Below are 18,607 nucleotides of genomic sequence, written 5' to 3'. Positions count from 1 at the left end.
CCCCATGACGGTCTACTTCATCGGCGCCGGCCCCGGCGACCCGGAACTGATCACGGTCAAGGGCCAGCGCCTGATTCGCCAGTGCCCGGTGATCATCTACGCCGGCTCCCTGGTGCCCGCCGCGGTGCTCGAAGGGCATCGCGCCGAGACGCTGATCAACAGTGCCGAACTGCACCTGGAGCAGATCATCGCGGCCATTCGCAGCGCCCATGACAAGGGCCAGGACGTCGCCCGGGTGCACAGCGGCGACCCCAGCCTGTATGGTGCCATTGGCGAGCAGATTCGCCATTTGCGTGAACTCGGTATCGACTACCAGATCATTCCCGGGGTCACCGCCACCGCCGCCAGCGCAGCATTGCTCGGTTGTGAACTGACCCTGCCTGGCGTTGCCCAGACGGTCATCCTCACCCGCTACGGCGACAGCTCGCCGATGCCGGACGGGGAACAGCTGGCCGACCTCGCTCGGCATCGCAGCACCCTGGCGATCCATCTGGGCGTGAAAAACCTGCCGCGAATCGTCGCCGAGCTACTCCCGCACTACGGTGCCGACTGCCCGATCGCCGTGGTCCATCGCGCTACCTGGCCAGACCAGGACTGGGTCAAGGGAACGCTGCAGGACATCGTCACCCAAGTCGCAGCGAAGGACTTTCGCCGCACCGCGCTGATCCTCGTCGGCCATGTGCTTGGCGATGCGCCGTTCAGTGATTCGGCGCTATACCGCGCGGGCCACGCGCACCTGTATCGAGCTGGCGACTAGCTATTGCCAGCACACCTTGTGCAGAGCAGACTCCGCTGACCTTCTCGCGAATCGGAGTCATCCCCCATGCTGGAACTACGCCCCAATTGCGAATGCTGCGATACCGACTTGCCCGCTGACAGTCCGGACGCGCTGATCTGCTCGTTTGAATGCACCTTCTGCCGTCCCTGTGCCGAGCAGCGTCTGCAAGGGCATTGCCCAAACTGTGCAGGGCAATTGCAGCCACGACCAACGCGCGTGGGCAAGGCCTTGGCCAATAACCCCGCCGTCACCCAACGCACGTTGAAAGATCACCCCGCCTGCACCTGAGCCTGCTTCCCGGCAGGCCATTAGCGCCTGCCGCGTCCTACACCCCGGCCTCTAATTTTGTAAGGCTTTTCAACAGAACCTCCGTGTTAATTCAACACGTTTATACTCGCCATTACCAAGTGTCGTTAATCGACGTATCTTGCGCGCTGTCCGGCAAACCCTACAGACGAGTTCCAGGGTGATTCGGGAAACGGACCCTTTTTCCGACAGGAGTTACCAATGACAACCGTGCTCATGGTCGATGACCACCCTACCGTACGCATGGCGGTGCGCATGCTGCTGGAGCGCGAACGCTTCCAGGTGATCGGCGAAGCCAGCAACGGCATCGAGGCGGTGCAGATGGCCCGCACGCTGGCCCCCCAGGTAGTGATCCTCGACATAGGCCTGCCAGGCCTGGATGGCATGGAGGTGATCAAGCGCCTGCAACTGCTGGAGCCGGCACCGAAGATCATGGTCCTCACCGGCCAACCCGCCGACCTCTATGTACGCCGTTGCCTGGATGCCGGTATCGCTGCGTTCGTCAACAAGGACGAAGACCTCGATGCGGTCGTGTTCGCCCTCAAGGCGCTGGTCAAGGGGTACTCGACGTTTCCGCAGATGTCGGTCAACAGCAATTCGCTGGAAACCGAGAACGTGCGCCTGGGCAGCCTGTCCAACCGCGAAATGGAGGTACTGCGTCGGCTGACCCGCGGTGAAAACAACAAATCCATCGGCGAACGGATGAACCTCAGCGCCAAGACCATCAGCACCTATCGCGGGCGGATAATGGACAAGCTCAAGTCCGAGTCGTTGGTAGAGATGGTCGACCTGGCCAAGCGCAATAACGTCAACTGACGCCCGAGCCATGAAAGGCGTTCTTTCGACCCTGGTGCTGGTCTCACTGCTCGGCGCGGCTGCACCCACGCTCGCCGACAGCGAAGTCCGCCAGTTGCTCGCGCGCTCGACCAGCGCCGCCGCGCCGCTGCGCCTCGACCCCGAAGACCGCCGATGGCTGGATCAGCGCAAGGTGCTGATCCTGGGCAGCTCACGCCCCGATTACCCACCCTTCGAAATCAATATCAGCCAGGCCGACTACGAAGGCCTGAGCGCCGACTATGCCGGACTGATCGCCGAACAGTTGGGCCTGCCCGTGCAGGTGCAGCGTTTTGCCAGCCGCGAGGAGGCCATTGCCGCTTTGCATGCAGGCCAGATCGACCTGCTCGGCAGCTCTAATGCGTTCGAGGCTGCAGACGCTCAACTTACCCTCAGCCAGCCATACGCCGATGATCTACCGGTGATCGTCAGCGCCCAAGCGCGACCCCTGCGACAGATCGACGACCTGGCCGGGCTGCGTCTGGTCATGGTCGATCACTACCTGCCGGCCGAGATGGTCCGCGCGCAGTACCCGCAGGCACAACTGATTCTCCTGCGCTCGACCCTGGCGGCGCTATCCGCCGTGGCCCTGGGTGAAGCCGACGTGTACCTGGGCGATGCGATCAGTACCGACTACCTGATTGGCAAGAGCTATCAGGGACTGGTCAGGATCGACCACTTCTCGCCACTGGCCAGCGGCACCTTCGCCTTTGCCCTGACGCGTGACAATCCACAGCTGCTGCGCCTGATGAACAAGGCCCTGGCGAAAATTACCGACAGCGAACGGCTGAACATCCTGCGGCGCTGGAGCAGCGGCAATACCAGTCTGCTGCTGGAGCGCCGAGTGGCCGCGCTGACCCCGGCCGAGCAGCAGTGGATCGAGCACAACCCCAAGGTCCGGGTGCTGGTGACGCCCTCGCTCGCACCCTTGACCTTCAATGATGCCGAACAACGGCCGAGCGGCGTGACCTTCGACCTGCTCAAACAGATCAGCCTGCGCACCGGGCTTGATTTCCAGATCAACGAGGTTGACGCCGTGCACGCCATGGTCGATCAACTGGCCCGCGGCGAGGCGCAGATGATTGGCGCTATCGGCTATGGCCCTGAGCGTGCCGCACGGCTGCGCTACAGCCGCCCTTACCTGGTCAGCCCCCGGGTCATGGTGACCCGCAGCGACAGACCGGCAAGTACCGCGCGGACGCTGCTCGACAGCGGCCGCATCGCCGTGCTGCGCGACTCGCCACTGCGTGCCGAACTGCAACAGCAGCACCCGCGAGCGAAGCTTATCGATGTCGACTCGCCGCTGGGCATGATGGAAGCCGTGGTCAACGGCAAGGCCGATGTGGCCCTGAGCAGCCACATCAACGCCAGTTATTATCTCAACCACGTGTTCCCCAACACCTTGCAGATTGCCGGCCTGTTTGGCGAGGAGCCGGCGATGGCGGCCTTCGCCATCGCCCCTGACCAGCCCGAGCTGCATGCCATTCTCGACAAGGCGCTGCTGAGCATTCCCCCCGAGGAACTCGACCAATTGGTCAACCGCTGGCGCAGCAGCACCGTGGTCAGCGACAGCCCCTGGCGCAACTACCGCAACCTGGTCTTGCAGGTACTGGTGCTGGCCGGGATATTGCTCGCCGGTGTGGTGTTCTGGAACAGCTACCTGCGCACGCTGATCCAGCAGCGCACCGAGGCCCAGCGCGCTCTGCAGGCCCAGCTGCTATTGAGTCGCGGTCTGCTCGAGCAATTGCGCCAGGCCAAGGAAGACGCAGAACAGGCCAGCCAGGCCAAGAGCACCTTCCTGGCCACCATGAGCCATGAAATTCGAACGCCGATGAATGCAGTGATCGGTCTGCTCGAGCTGGCCCTGGCGGATGGCGGTAGCGGTCGCAGCGACCCACGCACCCTGCAAACTGCACATGACTCGGCAATCGGCCTGCTCGAGCTGATCGGTGACATTCTCGATATTTCGCGCATCGAATCGGGCCATATGACCCTGCAACCGGTGCCGACTGATCTGCTCGAGCTGGTACGCGCGACCCTCCGCGTCTTCCAGGGCAATGCCCGCAGCAAGGGCCTGCAACTGCGCGCCGAGCTGCCCGAGGGGACGGCGTGGACCCTGGCCGACCCCTTGCGGCTCAAGCAGGTGCTGTCAAACCTGTTGAGCAACGCGATCAAGTTCACCGAGCGCGGCGAGGTGGTTGTCAGCCTGGTAGTGACGCCACAGCCACAGGGTGACGGGCTTGAGGTCAGGTTACGCGTGCAGGACAGCGGCATTGGCATCAGCCCTGCCAATCAGGTGCAACTGTTCAATGCCTTTGCCCAGGTCGACGGCCCACGGGCACGCCAGGGCGCCGGGCTGGGCCTGGTGATCAGCCGCACCCTGGCCGAGCTGATGGGCGGTACGCTGCAACTGCACAGCGTCGAAGGCGTCGGTACCCAGGTGCAGGTCGACCTGCCCTTGATGTCATGCGCGGCGCCGGCGCAGATCGAACCCGAGCAGGCGGCCCAACCGCGCTCACGCGGCCCGTTGAACGTGCTTGCCGTCGACGACTACCCGGCCAACCTGCTGCTCCTGGAAAAGCAGCTGAACACCCTCGGCCACCGGGTTACCCTGGCCGCCAACGGCCAGATCGCCCTGACCCTGTGGCAAGCCGGCCAGTTTGATCTGCTGATCACCGACTGCAGCATGCCGGTGATGGACGGCCATGAACTCAGCCAACGGATTCGCGCCCTCGAGCAGGCCAACGGGCGGCCCGCCTGCCGGATCCTCGGGGTCACCGCCAATGCCCAGGCTGAAGAACGCGACCGCTGCCTGGCCAGCGGCATGGACGACTGCCTGTTCAAGCCGATCGGCTTGCGCATGCTGCAAGCGCACCTGCCGCTGGAGCCCCAGTTCAAGGCAGCCACCGAGGCCACGCCGAGCGGCTTCGACCTGAACGAACTGCGCCACCTGACCCAGGACGACGAAAAACTCATCAAGCGCCTGCTGGAGCAGTTGGCGCAGAGCGCGAGCGAAGACCTCAACGCTTTGCGCGCTCTCGGCCAGAGCCCCGAAGACAACGCCGTACGCGCCCTCACCCATCGCATCAAGGGCGGTGCCAAGATGCTCAAGGTCAGGGGCGTCGTACGTGACTGCGAGGCGGTTGAGCGGGCGGTGGCTGAACATCAGTCGAGCAGCGCCGCCCTACAGCGTCTGGAGGCGAGCCTGCAAACCCTGCTGCGCGAGCTGCACGACGGCCTCAGTGCAATTGCAGCGTCGAGCTGATCTGGCTGATCGCATCGACTACATGCCGCGAACCTTGCTGAATCTCCATGATCACCGTGCCGGCCTCATTTGCCAGCTCCACACCTCGGCCCGTGTGCGACAGGCTGGACTGCATGCTGGCCACGGCGTTCAGCGACAGGTCATGGTTCTGGCGCACCACATCGACGATTTCCAGGGTGGCCTTGCTGGTACGCGCAGCCAGGTTGCGCACTTCATCGGCCACCACCGCGAACCCTCGGCCGTGCTCGCCGGCGCGGGCGGCCTCGATCGCGGCATTGAGCGCGAGCAAGTTGGTCTGGTCGGCAATGCCGCGGATGGTCAGGACGATCTTGCCGATGATTTCCGACTGCTTGCTGACGGCGTCGATGTTGCGTGCCGCATCGTTAAGCTCCTGGGAGATCTGCTCGATGACCTGCACGGTCTGCTGCACCACTTGACTGCCTTTGCGCGCACAGGCGTCGGTCTGCACCGAGCTTGCGTGAGCCGCTTCAGCGGCACTCTGCTGGGTACTGACCTGGGCAGTGATATCGCTGGCGAACTTGACCACCTTGTACAGGCGGCCCTTGCTGTCGAAGATCGGGTTGTAGGAGGCCTCCAGATAAACCAGCTGCCCCTGCTTGTTGATCCGCTCGAAGCGGTGCGAATGGTATTCGCCACGGTTGAGTGACAACCAGAACTCGCGGTACTCGGCGGACTCGCGCTCATGCGCCTGGCAGAACAAGCCATGATGGCGGTCGACCACCTCCTCCAGGCGGTAGCCCATGGTAGCGAGGAAGTTCTGATTGGCCGTGATCACCCGTCCCTGAGGCGTGAATTCGATGACGGCCATGGAGCGACCAATAGCGTTAAGCAGGCTCTCGCTCTCGTGCTCGTGATTTATCCGCCGAGTGATATCGGAAGCGACCTTGATCACGCTGGTGACCTGCTGCTGGTCATTGAGCACCGGCATGTAGCTGGCCTCCAGCCAGACTTCACGGCCCGCCTTGTCGATCCGCTCGAACGTACCGCTGATCGCCTTGCCCTGACCCAGCTCGCGCCACAACTGCTGGTATTCGGCGCTCTTGACGTAATCCGGCTCACAAAACAGGCGGTGGTGCTTGCCGCGGATCTCGTCCGCGCTATAGCCCATGGCGCTGCAAAAGTTGTCGTTGGCACAGAGGATGGTGCCATCGTGGGAGAATTCGATCATCGCCATGGAGCGACTGATCGCCGCCAACTTCGCCTCCATTTCCGCCAATTCCTGGCGGCAGCGCTGAATCTCGACGAGGTCGGACTTGCGATGGTAATCGAACATGACGCCGGGCTCCTTTATGCACGGGATGCCCAGAGCATAGATCGCCGCTGGCGCCATGCAAGCGATCTGCCATCACTTTAGAGCTAGGCTATTTCGCCGCGGTTAGCGTCAAGGTCGCAGACGGTATCGCCAGGCTTCAGCTACTTTCCCGAACCACCAGCTCAAAGCCCAGGTCCTGCTGTTGCGCCGCCGCACGTTTGCCATCGAGCATTGCCAGCAAGGCCTGTGCCGCTGCGCGACCAACGGCAGCCCGCGGCGTGCGGATAGAGGTCAACGGCGGGACCATGTACGCTGACGCCGGCAAGTCATTGAAGCCGACCATCGCCACCTGCTGCGGTACCTCGATGCCTTGGCGCAAAGCCTGCAGCACTGCCCCTTGGGCGAGGTCATCATTGCAGAAGAAAATCCCGTCGACCTGCGGCGCCTGCGCCATCAAACGGCTGAACAGCTCGCCGCCCAAGCCGATCGAAGAAGGTTGCGAGGCGAGCTGTTCCAGCTCCGGCGCCTGCAGGCCGGCCTCAAGCAACGCCTGGCGAAAGCCCTGTGCCCGCTGCATGACCCGCGGATCGAGCTGTGCGGCAATGAACCCGAGGTGGCGCCGGCCACGCTCGATCAGGTGACGAGCGGCGGCATAACCGGCTTGTTGCTGGGAAAAGCCCACCGACACCGCCTCAGCATCACCGCCCAGTTCCATCATGTGCACGCAGGGTACGCGGCCTGCACTGAGCAACTGCCGCGAGGCGTCGGTGCGATCAAAACCTGTGAGCAACATTCCACAAGGTTGATACGCCAGGTAGTTGCGAATGAGGTTTTCTTCTTCGTCGACATCGTAGTGATAGTTGCCGATCAGCACTTCGAGGCCGCGTGGGCGCATGACTTCGTGGATGGCTTCAAGCGTGTCGATGAACAGTTGGTTGGATAGCGACGGGATCAACACCACCACCGAGTGGCTGCGTGCCGAGGCCAAGGCACGGGCTGCGGGGTTGGCGATGTAGCCCAGGCTGGCAGCGGCCGCGAGGACCTTCTCTACCAACTCAGGGGCAACCGTGGCTACCCCGCGCAAGGCGCGCGACGCGGTAATGGGGGATACGCCGGAGAGCCTGGAAACTTCTGCCAGGGTGGGACGACCAGTAGTGCGGGAGCCAGTGCGAGACATGAGTGTTGTAATTTTACTACTTGCCAAGAATGGGGAACGGCCACTAAGGTAGCGCTGTCCCAGGACACAGGCAATGTAATCTTTGTAGCAGCCCTGTGCCAAGCGGCCATACTGCGTGAGACAAGACTAATAACATCCGGGAGGATGGTGCCACGATCACTCTTTGCCAGAGTCGGGACAGCGCTATCTTACCCAGCAGGAGGTACTGATGAACTCTCCCCTATCCGCGATTGTGGTAATGGGTGTGGCGGGCTGCGGCAAGAGCAGCATCGGCGCAGCTATTGCCGCCAGAAGCGGCGGCCGTCTGATCGAAGGCGATGCTTTTCACCCTGCCGCCAACATCAAGAAGATGAGCGCTGGCGTTCCATTGGACGACGATGATCGTGCCGGCTGGTTGATTCTCCTTGGTGAGGAACTGCAGGCCACGCTCAAGTCGGGGGAACGCCCGATCCTGACCTGCTCGGCGCTCAAGCGTCGTTATCGCGATGCCCTGCGCCATGCGGTACCCGACCTTGGCTTCGTGTTTCTCGAGCTGACCCCAGCCGAAGCCGAAAAACGCGTACTCGCCCGCCCCGGCCACTTCATGCCGGCCAGCCTGATCGAAAGCCAGTTTGCCGCGCTTGAGCCGCCGCACGGCGAACCGCTGACCTTGCCGCTGGATGCCACCCGCCCCGTGGCTGCCTTGGCTGAAACCGTCAATGACTGGTTAAAGCCCTGCGGTGAGCGGACCCTGGCGCGGACCGCCTGAGCAGGCGGTTTTTCCGGCTCACCGAAGACAGCGCTACCTCGACGCCTGACGGCGTCTAAAGTTCACTAAAGCTACGCCTAAAAAAAAGACAAGACCGAGGCTCAAGACCCATGTTCGGACTGGCTACTGATACCTTCCTGCTACTCGATGCGCTGGTGACCATCATCGGCCTCATCCTGCTGATCACCCACTTCAAGGTCCATCCCTTCGTTGCCTTGACCCTGGCCGCCGGCTTTCTCGGGCTGACTTCGGGGATGCCCGTGGTCAAGGTCATGAAGTCGTTCCAGGATGGCTTTGGCGGGGTGCTCGGCTTTGTCGGCATCGTCCTTGCGCTGGGCACCATGCTCGGCAAGCTGATGGCCGACTCCGGCGGTGCCGACCAGATCGCCCAGACGCTGATCCGCGCCTTTGGTAAACAGAAGGTGCACTGGGCGATGATGTTTGCCGCGTTCCTGGTCGGCATCCCGCTGTTCTTCGAGATCGGCTTCGTGCTGCTGATCCCGCTGGTGTTCATCGTCGCCCGGCGCACCGGCGTGTCGCTGGTGAAGATCGGCATCCCGCTGCTGGCCGGGCTCTCCGTGGTACACGGCCTGGTGCCGCCGCATCCTGGCCCACTGCTGGCGATCGGGATCTTTCACGCCGACATCGGCAAGACCATCTTCTATGGCCTGCTGGTGGCGTTACCCACGGCGGTGATCGCCGGGCCGCTGTTCGGCAATTTCATCTCTCGCTATATCCCTGGCAACCCGTCGCAAGAGCTGATGGACCAGATTGCCCGCGAATCAGACCAGCGCAACCTGCCAAGCTTCAGCGTGACCCTGCTCACGGTGCTGCTGCCGGTGGCGCTGATGCTGCTGAAGACCTTCGCTGACGTGGTCCTGCCGGCAGAACACATCGTCCGTCAGTGGATGGACTTGATCGGCCACCCGATCACCGCCCTGCTCGCCGCCCTGCTGTTGGCGTTCTACACCTTCGGCTCGGCGCGTGGCTTCAACCGCCAGCAGATCATGAAGATGCTCGACCAGAGCCTGGCGCCCACCGCCGCGATCGTGCTGATTGTGGGTGCCGGTGGCGGCTTCAAGCAAATGCTCGTGGATACCGGTGTGGGCAATGTGATCGGGCAAATGGCGGTGCAGGCCGAGATCTCGCCGATCATGCTGGCCTGGCTGGTCGCGGCGGTGATCCGTATTGCCACCGGCTCGGCGACGGTGGCCACGATTACCGGCGCCGGCATCGTCGCACCGGTGATCGACATGGTGCCGGGAGTCAACCGTGAACTGCTGGTGCTGGCCACTGGTGCGGGATCGCTGATCCTGTCGCACGTCAACGATGCCGGTTTCTGGCTGGTCAAGCAGTACTTCAACATGACCGTGGCCGAGACGTTCAAGACCTGGAGCATGATGGAAACCATTCTTTCGGTGGTTGGCATCATCTTCATCATGCTATTGGCGCAGGTGGTGTGACCGTTGATCGGGGTGATGGCACCTTGATCAACGGCCAATGGCCCAAGTGAGGTAATGGCAGTAGTGCGCTATTGCGGGGCTTGCCCCGCGATGGCCACGGCCTACGATTATCTCTACGCAAAGGAGCCTGCCCATGAAACGAGTCCTCCTGCTTGCCGCCCTGCTCGCCTCGCCCTTGGCAATGGCCGTCGGTACCGGCACTACCCATCCAGACGACCCGCATAATCCGGCCCCTCAGCCGGGTGTCGACAGCACGCTGAACCCCATCGAATCGCCGGTGCCGCGCGACACCGACCCGCGTATCGAAGGCAATGACCCGGACAGCCCACCCGCCGAGCAGAACGACAACCGTGACCTGCCAGGCATGGACGGCACCGGCTCGGAAGGTACCGGCAGCCAGGGCAGCACCGGCAGCAAGCCTTGAACCTAGCTGGCCAGCCGACTCCGCCTTAGGGTTACCACTGTCGTTTGTCAGGCCGGCTCAGCCCAAGCTTCTCGATCTTGTAGCGCAACATGTCGCGCGACAGCCCCAGCATGCGCGCCGACTTGGTCACGTTCCAGTCGGTGCGGTCCAGGGTGCGGCAAACCAGGTCTCGTTCCATGTCCGGTAAACTGGTGCCGGCCTCTGGCTCGTGCCGTGGCGCTGGCACTTGCGCTTCATACAGGCTGCTGACGGGTTGTGCAGGTTGCGCCAAGGGCTCGTCGACCAGGCTCAGGCAGAGGTTGAGCTGGTGCGCGCCAATCACCTGTGAAGGCGCCAGCAACACCGTCTGCTCAAGCATGTTGCGCAGCTCGCGCACGTTGCCCGGCCAGCTGTAGCCAAGCATCAACGATTCGGCTTCGGCCGAGAAGCGCAGGTTAGGCTTGCCATAACGGCGTCCGTGGTGGGCAAGAAAATGCCGCGCCAGCAACAGGATGTCCTGACCGCGGGCATACAGCCGGGGCACCGTCAGGGCAATGATGCGTAGGCGAAAGAACAGGTCGCGGCGAAACTTGCCCTGCTGGACCATCTGCTCCAGGTTGCAGTTGGTGGCGCTGATCACCCGCAAGTCGACCTTGCGTTCCTTGACCGCGCCAATCCGGCGGATGCTGCGATCTTCCAGCAGCTTGAGCAGCTTGGCCTGCAGCACCAGGTCCATCTCGCCGATCTCATCAAGAAACAAGGTACCACCGTCAGCCGCCTCGACCAGGCCCACGCGGCGGTCCTTGGCATCGGTGAAGGCGCCCTTCTCATGGCCGAACAGCTCGGCCTCAAGCAGATTGGCGGGTATCGACGCACAGTTGAACTCGATGAATGGGCCCTTGCTGCGCAACCCGTCAAAGTGCAGGGCGCGGGCGACCAGCTCCTTGCCAGTGCCGGTCTCGCCTTCGACCAGCACCGGTGGCAAGTCATCGCTGGCCATGCGCCGTTCGGCATCGAGCAATTGGCGCAGGGTGTGCTTGAGGTTGTGCATCGCCGCCGATTCGCCAATCAACGCCTGCAGCCCGGACTTCTGCGCCTCGCGCTCCTGGTAGAACGACAAGGTGCGCTCCATTCGCTCGGTGGCCAGGGCCTTTTCCAGCATCAGCTTGAGCTCGGCGAGCACCACCGGTTTGGTCAGGTAGTGGAATGCTCCCTCTTTCATGGCCAGTACGGCGTCTTCGACGTTGCCGTAGCCAGTCATCATGATCACCTTGAGTTCCGGCGCCTGGACCACCAAGGCACGCAGCAGGTCGTGACCGCTCATGCCCGGCAACGAGTTGTCGGTCAGCACCGCATCCGGCTGGGCGCGGCCGATCTGCTCCAGCGCTTGCTCGGCGCTGTGGCACACCGTCACTTCAAAACCTTTCAGGTTGAGGTAGGTGCGGATATTGTCGGCGAGGATCTCGTCATCCTCGACTACCAGGATGCTGTGCTGCATGGTGTTCTCCCCTTGCAATATTGAAGATCAGGCTGACCTGGGTTCCTTCCTCTTCGCGACTGCTCAGGCTGACCGAGCCGCCAAACCGTTCCATGATGCGTTTGACCAGAACCAGGCCCACGCCCAGTCCGCCCTGCTTGGTTGTGAAAAATGGCTTGAAGACCATGCGTTCCTGTTGCTGGCTCATGCCTTTGCCGGTATCGCTGAGCAGCAGTTGCACCTGCTGCCCGTCCAGCTGGCTGACCTGCGCAACAAGCCGGCCGCCCTTGGGCATCGCTTCCACCGCATTGGCGAACAGGCTGTTGAGGATCTGCGTCAATTGCAGCGTCTGGCTCGCCACCCACAGCTGGTCCGGCCCTTGGTAGCTGAACTGCACCGCGTTGCGTTCGATCTGCTGGGCAAAGGCCAGGCGAGTGTCTTCGATCACGGCCACCAGTTCGACCGGCTCGGCCTCATCACTGGTCGGGCGCAACGACACCAGCAGCTCGCGCACCCAACGCGACATGCGATCGACCTGGCTGATGATGTCGCTGATGTTCTTGCGCGCCGGATTGCTGGCGATCTCCTCGGCCAGCTCGGCACTGGAGCGGATGTTGGCCAAAGGGTTACGCAGGCTGTGGGCGACCGCCGAGGACATCTCCCCCAGGGCCACGTAGGTCTCGCTGGCAACCAGGCGCTCCTGCTGGTGATGCAGAAGCCCTGCGGCGCGGCGGACGATCCAGAACAGGCCGAAGTAGATCAAGGCCCCGCCAACCAGGGTCGACGCCCAGATCAGCACATAGCCACGTTGAATACGCCGGATCAGGTCGACCGGCTCTTTGTAGATCTCGACCATCGACAGCACCTGGCCGCCGTGGCTGTCGAACATGGGAATGTAGTTCTCGATGAACAGGTGCTGCGGCGCACGCTGGAATTTCTGCTCGTCACGGCTCTCATCCGCCTTGTGGTAACTGGCGGAAACCGGCTGACGAGACAGAAACGCCTGATCCAGGCCGTCGTCTTCGGTGATGCGCTTGCCGATCAAGTCGGGGTTGGTCGACCAGACGATGGTCCGGTCATGGGCATAGACATTCGCCAGCAGGGTGTCGGGCAGGTGTTCAACGTGGTCGAGGAACTCTTCGCGGGTCGACTTGGCCAAGGCCGGGCTGACCTGCAAATGCACCGCATCCAGGCGCGGATCGAGCAGCTCGCCCATGGTCGTGCCCGGTGGCAGTTGCGAATGGCGGACTTCGGCCTGAGCCATGGCCTGGATGAACTGGGCGGTGAGCATCGCGTCACGCTCGACGCTGTCGCGCACCACGAAGCGGGTCGAGACATAGCCCAGACTACCCGCGACCGACGTGATGATCAGCAGGCTGATCAGGGAAAACCAGCGCAGTAGATTGAACTGGCGCAATGGTAGAGCCAGTTCGCTGCTGGGCGGCGGGGACTTGCCTGGGGCGGTATCGTCCAGCGTCTGCATAGCGTCGTTCTCGCCCGAAGGCCCGTGTGGAGAGAGTGCACACCGGTGATACGGACCGTAGCACGGCGATGTCATTTTGCCGCTACCGCCCTGGATGGACCTGCTGCCTAATTTCATCCAGCAAGAAGCCAGCCAACTCATCCAAAAACGGGTAATCCCATGTTTATCAACGCATTAGGATTCTTATATGAATCAGTTTCTAGCTTGGAATCCCCATTTATGGGTAATACCCCTGAAAAACATCAATATTGTTTAAATACATAGAGATAGGCTCTAAACATGAGCCATTTTCTTATTCATTGACTACCCGGAAATTAAGCGAGACCCGCGTGCCCTGGCCCGCATGACTGCTCAGCCGAACCGAACCACCAAAGCGTTCCATGATGCGCTTGACCAGCACCAGCCCGACCCCGAGCCCGCCCTGCTTGGTGGTGAAGAATGGCTGGAAGGCCATGCGCTGCTGTTGCTCGGTCATGCCCCGGCCGGTGTCCGAAAGCCGCAAGATCAGGCTGCGCCGATCACGCCGGACCACTTCGACCCGTAGCGCACCACCCTGCTCCATCGACTCCAGGGCATTGGCGATCAGGCTGTGGAAGATCTGCCCCAACAGTGCCGGCTGGCCCAGTACCCGCACCGCGGGCAGCGGCGTCAGCTCAAGATTGACCCCAGCGCGCAGCAGCGGCACCGCAAACGCCTGCAAGCTTTCCTGCAAGGCTTGCGCAAGGTCCACCGGCACCGCGTCATCATTGAGTGGGCGCAGCGACTGCAACAGCTGGCGGACCCAATGCGACATACGATCAACCTGGCCGATGATCTCGTTGATGTTCTTCTGCGCCGGTCCCTCCTCGAACACCAGGGCCAGCTCGGCGCTGGACCTGATGCTGGCCAGCGGATTGCGCAGGCTGTGGGCGACCGCCGAGGACATTTCGCCCAAGGCCACATAGGTCTCGTTGCTGATCAGGCGCTTCTGCTGCACGGCCATCACTTTCGAAGCCCGCCGCATGATCCAGTACAGGCCGCCATAGACCAGCCCGGCACCCACCGCAATCGCCAGCCAGATCAGCATCAGGCCATGTTCGATGCGCACGATCAGGTCGTGCGGTTCCTTGTAGATTTCGACCATCGCGGTTACCCGCTCGCCGTCGGAGTCGAACAGGGGTATGTAGTTCTCGATGAACAGCTGCTGGGGTGGCGTGACGAATTTGCGTTCGCTGCGGGCATTGTCAAAGTCGTGGTAACTGGCCGACACACGCATTTTGTATTCAAAGGCCCGCTCCAGATCGTCATCCGACTCGATCATCTTGCCGGTCAGGGCCGGGTTGCTCGACCAGATCACCGTACGGTCGGGCGCGTAGATATTGGCCAGCAACACGTCTGGCAGGTGGGCAATGTGATCAAGAAACTCACCGCGGGCCTTGCGCCGGGCCTGCGGGTCGACGTCAGGCATGGCCTGGTCCCGGCGCGGATCGAGCAACTCGCCCATGCTGCGCACGTTGGGGATGGACACATGGCGCACTTCGGCATCGGCAATGGACTGGATGAACTGCGCGGTCAGCAGCGCATCGCGCTCGACACTCTCGTCGATGATGAACCGGCTGGAGATCAGGCCTAGCCCTGCGGCGACCGAGACGATGATCGCCAGGCTGACCCAGGCATACCAGCGCAGCAGGTTGAAAGGCCGACGCACGGCGCTAGCGTCACCGACGGCGGGCACTGCAGGTGGGTCGGAACGGGGGGCGACGTCCATGGCGGACTCCACTGGGCACCTGTAGGTTATAGCCCAGAGTTGGGGAAACCAGGATGACACTCCCCAGATTTCACCCATCGATTGCCGGGGCCGCTGCGCGCCCCTTTCGCGACACAAGGCCGCTCCCACAGATGTCTTGCGCATGACCTGAGAACGGCGTGATCTCTGTGGGAGCGGCCTTGTGTCGCGAAAGGGGCGCGCAGCGGCCCCGGTGAGCCGACACCAGCCATCATTCCCAAATGTTTGCCCTACAACGGCGAATCGTCAGCCAACCCCTGCAGCTGTCGATAGTCGCGCAAAACAGTAGGCACATAGCGGCGGGTTTCGGCAAACGGCGGCACCACCCCACCACGGCTGCGCACGGCATCGGGGCCCGCATTGTAGGCCGCCACTGCCAACGTGATGTCGTTATCGAAGAGTTTCAGCATGCGCTTGAGGTAGCGCGCCCCGCCCTGCACATTGGCGGCAGGATCGAGCACGTTCTTCACGCCCATCTCCTTGGCCGTGTCCGGCATCAGTTGCATCAGGCCGACCGCACCTTTGGGCGAGCGGGCCTTGGGGTTGTAGCCAGACTCGGCCTTGATCAGCGCATGCAGCAACGCCGGTGGCACGTCATGCAGACGGGCGGCGGCGGCCACCTCGTCGGCGTACGGTCGACCGAGGATCAGTTGCGCATTGACAGGGCCCACCGCGACGGAAACTTCGCTGATCACCCGCTCATAGTGCCGACCCGGTCGGTGTACGTTGGATAACACATAGCCGCCCTTGGCATCGATGGAAATAAACACATCGGCCTGCGCCGTGCTTGCCATCAGTCCGATCAGTCCCAGGATGATTCCACGCATGTCGGCTGCCTCCCGTCGTGGCCCCCGATGTGGGGGAAATGCCCCGGAAAACCCGGGGTTTTGTTCCACGACGCAAGCACTGTGCCGCTTGCCATGGCGCATGGCGCAAGGCCCCGTGGCAGACGTGCACGGCTGTTGCATGGCAATTCTGCAGACCTGCTCACATGCACTGGAGGGCTTTATCATGCAGCGCAGATCCTTGACCCAACGTGGCTTCACCCTGCTCGAACTGCTGGTGGTGCTGGTAGTACTCGGCCTGCTGGCCGGCATCGTCGCGCCCAAGTACTTCAGCCAGCTCGGCCGCTCCGAAGCGAAGGTAGCCCGAGCGCAGATCGAGGGGCTTGGCAAGGCCCTTGACCTGTATCGGCTCGAGGTCGGCCATTACCCCAACAGCGAGCAAGGCTTGCAGGCACTGGTCGCAGCGCCCAGTGGCGAGCAGCGTTGGACCGGGCCGTACTTGCAGAAGGCCGTACCCCAAGACCCTTGGGGCCGGGCCTATATCTACCGCCAGCCCGGGGAAAACGGCGGCGAGTACGACCTGCTGTCGATGGGCAAGGACGGCCAACCCGGCGGCGATGGCGAAAATGCTGAAATCACCAGTTGGCAGTAGGGAGAACAGCCATGCGCTATAGCCTCAAGGTTCTCGGCCGGCAAGGCATCGTGCTGTTGCAGGTCGATGCCCACGACACCGATCAGGCTCGCCGCCAGGCCGAGGCGCAAGGTCTGCGAGTGGTCAGCATTCGCGCCCAGGCCGGCAGGCTGCCTGCGATGCCCTGGCGGCGCGCGCCGACGTTCGACCTGGTCCTGTTCAGCCAAGAACTGGGGACCCTGCTCAATGCCGGCCTGCCGCTGATCGATGCGCTCGAGAGCCTGGCGGAGAAGGCCCCCAGCGGCCCATCGCGCAAGGTCCTCGAACAGTTGGTCAGCCAGCTCTACGAGGGACGCTCGCTGTCCCAGGCGTTGGCCCAGCAACCGCGTGTGTTCCCGACCCTGTACGTGGCACTGGTACAGTCCAGCGAACGCACGGGCGCCCTCGGCGATGCCCTGGCACGCTACATCGGCTATCGCCAACGGCTGGACCTGGTTAGGCAAAAACTGGTCGGCGCGTCGGTTTATCCCCTGCTGCTGCTGCTGGTGGGCGGCGGTGTGGTGCTGTTTCTAATGGGTTATGTGGTGCCGCGGTTCAGCCTGGTATTCGAGGGCATGGGCACCGAGTTGCCTTGGCTGTCACGGGTATTGATGGAGATTGGCTTGTTCCTGCATGCGCAGCAGTTGCCGCTGGGCGTCGGCACGCTCGCGGCCATTACGGCCTTGGCGCTGCTGCGCAAGCATCCCGCGTTTCGCCGCTGGGTCGGCCGCCAGACGCAACGCTTGCCCGCGCTGCACCAGCGGTTGCTGATGTACGAACTGGCACGCTTCTATCGGTCGCTGGGGATTTTGCTGCAAGGGGGTATTCCGATCCTGACGGCGATGGGCATGGCGCGCGGCTTGCTCGGCAGCACGGCCGCCCAGGGCCTGGAACAGGCCAGCCGCCGAGTCGGCGAGGGACTGCCGTTGTCCGATGCGCTGGAGGCGGGAGCATTGGTCACGCCGGTGTCGCTGCGCTTGATCCGCGCGGGGGAACAATCCGGCAATCTTGGCGAAATGCTCGAGCGTTGTGCGGATTTTCATGATCAGGAAATCGGCCGCTGGGTCGAGTGGTTCGTACGCTTGTTCGAGCCGTTGCTGATGACGTTTATCGGCTTGCTGATCGGGCTGATCGTGATCTTGATGTACATGCCGATCTTCGAGTTGGCTTCCAGTATCCATTGAGGGCGTCGCGGTTCAAGGCCCTCACAAATCCTGTAGGAGCGGGCTTGCCCCGCGAAGAGGCCTGAACTGACACCCTAGGTGTTCAGGCACAACTCATATCTTAAATCGCATGCACCACCAGCAAATCAGTCAATACCTGCGCCAACGACTTCACCATCACATCCGCCGTCGGCCGGTGGACAATGACAATCTCGTAGCTGTCCACCTCCGGCAACCCCTGCAACGCGCCCAGCACGCGATGCTCGCCGGTCGCCGCCCGCGGTGGCAGCAGGCTGATGCCCATGCCATCGGCAACCGCCGCCTGGATGCCACTGATGCTCGAGCTGGTAAAACTGATCCGCCAGCGCCGGCCCATCCCCTCGATGGCGCTGATCATGTCCTCCCGATACAACCCACGCGGCGGAAACGTCACCAGCGGAATCGGATCAAGCTCGAACGCCGGTAACCGCGCACTGTCGATCCACTGCAAGCGCTCCGGCCAGCAGGCCACCCCTTCGCGGCTGTTACGCCGCTGCTTGAGCAAGACCAGATCGAGCTCACCATTGTCGTACGCCTGGCTGAGGTCGCGGCACAGCCCGCTGGTCACCTCGAGCTTGAGCTGCGGGTGACGCCGGCTGAAATCCGACAAGGCATTGGTGGTGCGGCCGCCAACAAAATCTTCCGGCACCCCAAGGCGCACGGTGGTGCCGACCAGGGCACCGGCCAGGGCTTCGAGCATCTGGTCATTGAGGGCCAGCATGTGCCGCGCGTAACCAAGCAAGGTCTGCCCGGCATCGGTCGGCAATACGTCGCGGTTACCGCGCACCAGCAGCCGGTGGCCGACCATGTCTTCCAGGCGGCGCACCTTCTGGCTGATGGTCGACTGGGTCGAATGCAGGCGCGCCGCCGCCGTGGTAAAGCTGCCGCAATCGGCCACCACGACAATGGCACGCAGCAGGTCGAGGTCGAACAGGGCCCTATTCGATTTAACGCTGATAGACATCTGACTATTCAACT

At 62.7% G+C, this 18,607-nt stretch carries 16 protein-coding genes; 9 read left to right on the top strand and 7 right to left on the bottom strand.

Annotation, left to right across the window (positions count from 1 at the left end; all coding sequences use genetic code 11):
• Window positions 1–4 precede the first annotated feature (4 nt).
• From cobM to J3B00_RS14265, 4 genes are all read left to right on the top strand, one after another.
• Entirely contained in the window at window positions 5–757 is a 753-nt protein-coding gene (gene cobM / locus J3B00_RS14280) for a precorrin-4 C(11)-methyltransferase (protein WP_209868115.1), read from the top strand.
• A gap of 66 nt (window positions 758–823) precedes the next feature.
• Window positions 824–1,066, top strand: a complete 243-nt coding sequence (locus J3B00_RS14275; protein ID WP_209868114.1) for a DUF1272 domain-containing protein — start codon at window positions 824–826, stop codon at window positions 1,064–1,066.
• Between the two features lie 219 nt (window positions 1,067–1,285).
• Window positions 1,286–1,900, top strand: coding sequence for a response regulator transcription factor (locus J3B00_RS14270; protein ID WP_209868113.1), 615 nt, complete (start codon window positions 1,286–1,288; stop codon window positions 1,898–1,900).
• Window positions 1,901–1,910: 10 nt separating this feature from the next.
• Complete coding sequence (locus tag J3B00_RS14265) at window positions 1,911–5,183, top strand: transporter substrate-binding domain-containing protein (protein WP_209868112.1); 3,273 nt, start codon at window positions 1,911–1,913, stop codon at window positions 5,181–5,183.
• Here the strand turns inward: J3B00_RS14265 and J3B00_RS14260 are convergent.
• Window positions 5,158–6,477: a PAS domain-containing methyl-accepting chemotaxis protein gene (locus tag J3B00_RS14260; protein ID WP_209868111.1), complete on the bottom strand. Its 1,320-nt coding sequence runs from the start codon at window positions 6,475–6,477 to the stop codon at window positions 5,158–5,160. The genes J3B00_RS14265 and J3B00_RS14260 overlap by 26 nt on opposite strands.
• Window positions 6,478–6,613: 136 nt before the next feature.
• Window positions 6,614–7,633, bottom strand: a complete 1,020-nt coding sequence (locus tag J3B00_RS14255) for a LacI family DNA-binding transcriptional regulator (protein ID WP_209868110.1) — start codon at window positions 7,631–7,633, stop codon at window positions 6,614–6,616.
• 208 nt (window positions 7,634–7,841) lie between these two features.
• On the opposite strand from J3B00_RS14255, the gene J3B00_RS14250 reads away from it, so the two are divergent.
• The 3 genes from J3B00_RS14250 to J3B00_RS14240 all read left to right on the top strand — a co-directional run bounded on the left by J3B00_RS14250 (window position 7,842) and on the right by J3B00_RS14240 (window position 10,268).
• A complete protein-coding gene (locus J3B00_RS14250) occupies window positions 7,842–8,381 on the top strand; it encodes a gluconokinase (protein ID WP_209868109.1) in 540 nt (179 codons plus the stop codon).
• Between the two features lie 110 nt (window positions 8,382–8,491).
• Window positions 8,492–9,844, top strand: coding sequence for a GntP family permease (locus tag J3B00_RS14245; RefSeq protein ID WP_209868108.1), 1,353 nt, complete (start codon window positions 8,492–8,494; stop codon window positions 9,842–9,844).
• Window positions 9,845–9,971: 127 nt separating this feature from the next.
• On the top strand, window positions 9,972–10,268 hold the full coding sequence (locus J3B00_RS14240) for a hypothetical protein (protein ID WP_209874869.1): 297 nt from the start codon (window positions 9,972–9,974) through the stop codon (window positions 10,266–10,268).
• Between the two features lie 31 nt (window positions 10,269–10,299).
• Here the strand turns inward: J3B00_RS14240 and J3B00_RS14235 are convergent, their stop codons facing one another.
• From J3B00_RS14235 to J3B00_RS14220, 4 genes are all read right to left on the bottom strand, one after another.
• Entirely contained in the window at window positions 10,300–11,745 is a 1,446-nt protein-coding gene (locus tag J3B00_RS14235; RefSeq protein ID WP_209868107.1) for a sigma-54 dependent transcriptional regulator, read from the bottom strand.
• On the bottom strand, window positions 11,714–13,207 hold the full coding sequence (locus J3B00_RS14230) for an ATP-binding protein (protein WP_209868106.1): 1,494 nt from the start codon (window positions 13,205–13,207) through the stop codon (window positions 11,714–11,716). Before J3B00_RS14230 ends, J3B00_RS14235 begins: the two co-directional genes overlap by 32 nt.
• Window positions 13,208–13,499: 292 nt before the next feature.
• The gene (locus J3B00_RS14225; RefSeq protein WP_209868105.1) at window positions 13,500–14,954 is read right to left on the bottom strand and encodes an ATP-binding protein; all 1,455 of its coding nucleotides are present in this window, start codon (window positions 14,952–14,954) and stop codon (window positions 13,500–13,502) included.
• A gap of 248 nt (window positions 14,955–15,202) precedes the next feature.
• A complete protein-coding gene (locus tag J3B00_RS14220) occupies window positions 15,203–15,799 on the bottom strand; it encodes a lytic transglycosylase domain-containing protein (protein ID WP_209868104.1) in 597 nt (198 codons plus the stop codon).
• A gap of 184 nt (window positions 15,800–15,983) precedes the next feature.
• Here J3B00_RS14220 and gspG point away from each other — a divergent pair, with 184 nt between their 5' ends.
• Entirely contained in the window at window positions 15,984–16,409 is a 426-nt protein-coding gene (gene gspG / locus J3B00_RS14215; protein ID WP_209868103.1) for a type II secretion system major pseudopilin GspG, read from the top strand.
• 11 nt (window positions 16,410–16,420) lie between these two features.
• Window positions 16,421–17,611 carry a type II secretion system F family protein gene (locus J3B00_RS14210; RefSeq protein WP_209868102.1) on the top strand — a complete coding sequence of 397 codons (1,191 nt, stop codon included), beginning with the start codon at window positions 16,421–16,423 and terminating at the stop codon, window positions 17,609–17,611.
• Window positions 17,612–17,711: 100 nt separating this feature from the next.
• Here the strand turns inward: J3B00_RS14210 and J3B00_RS14205 are convergent, their stop codons facing one another.
• Entirely contained in the window at window positions 17,712–18,593 is an 882-nt protein-coding gene (locus J3B00_RS14205) for a LysR family transcriptional regulator (RefSeq protein WP_209868101.1), read from the bottom strand.
• Between the last annotated feature and the right edge of the window lie 14 nt (window positions 18,594–18,607).

It is taken from the genome of Pseudomonas sp. BP8 (assembly GCF_017875955.1).
In the GTDB taxonomy this organism is placed as follows: domain Bacteria; phylum Pseudomonadota; class Gammaproteobacteria; order Pseudomonadales; family Pseudomonadaceae; genus Aquipseudomonas.
This window is presented reverse-complemented; position numbering and strand designations above follow the sequence as displayed.

Coding starts and splice junctions, on each gene's coding strand:
- cobM (WP_209868115.1), top strand. CDS start 5: ATGACGGTCTACTTCATCGGCGCCGGCCCCGGCGACCCGGAACTGATC.
- gspG (WP_209868103.1), top strand. CDS start 15,984: ATGCAGCGCAGATCCTTGACCCAACGTGGCTTCACCCTGCTCGAACTG.
- J3B00_RS14220 (WP_209868104.1), bottom strand. CDS start 15,799: ATGCGTGGAATCATCCTGGGACTGATCGGACTGATGGCAAGCACGGCG.
- J3B00_RS14265 (WP_209868112.1), top strand. CDS start 1,911: ATGAAAGGCGTTCTTTCGACCCTGGTGCTGGTCTCACTGCTCGGCGCG.
- J3B00_RS14225 (WP_209868105.1), bottom strand. CDS start 14,954: ATGGACGTCGCCCCCCGTTCCGACCCACCTGCAGTGCCCGCCGTCGGT.
- J3B00_RS14210 (WP_209868102.1), top strand. CDS start 16,421: ATGCGCTATAGCCTCAAGGTTCTCGGCCGGCAAGGCATCGTGCTGTTG.
- J3B00_RS14245 (WP_209868108.1), top strand. CDS start 8,492: ATGTTCGGACTGGCTACTGATACCTTCCTGCTACTCGATGCGCTGGTG.
- J3B00_RS14205 (WP_209868101.1), bottom strand. CDS start 18,593: ATGTCTATCAGCGTTAAATCGAATAGGGCCCTGTTCGACCTCGACCTG.
- J3B00_RS14275 (WP_209868114.1), top strand. CDS start 824: ATGCTGGAACTACGCCCCAATTGCGAATGCTGCGATACCGACTTGCCC.
- J3B00_RS14235 (WP_209868107.1), bottom strand. CDS start 11,745: ATGCAGCACAGCATCCTGGTAGTCGAGGATGACGAGATCCTCGCCGAC.
- J3B00_RS14250 (WP_209868109.1), top strand. CDS start 7,842: ATGAACTCTCCCCTATCCGCGATTGTGGTAATGGGTGTGGCGGGCTGC.
- J3B00_RS14230 (WP_209868106.1), bottom strand. CDS start 13,207: ATGCAGACGCTGGACGATACCGCCCCAGGCAAGTCCCCGCCGCCCAGC.
- J3B00_RS14270 (WP_209868113.1), top strand. CDS start 1,286: ATGACAACCGTGCTCATGGTCGATGACCACCCTACCGTACGCATGGCG.
- J3B00_RS14260 (WP_209868111.1), bottom strand. CDS start 6,477: ATGTTCGATTACCATCGCAAGTCCGACCTCGTCGAGATTCAGCGCTGC.
- J3B00_RS14255 (WP_209868110.1), bottom strand. CDS start 7,633: ATGTCTCGCACTGGCTCCCGCACTACTGGTCGTCCCACCCTGGCAGAA.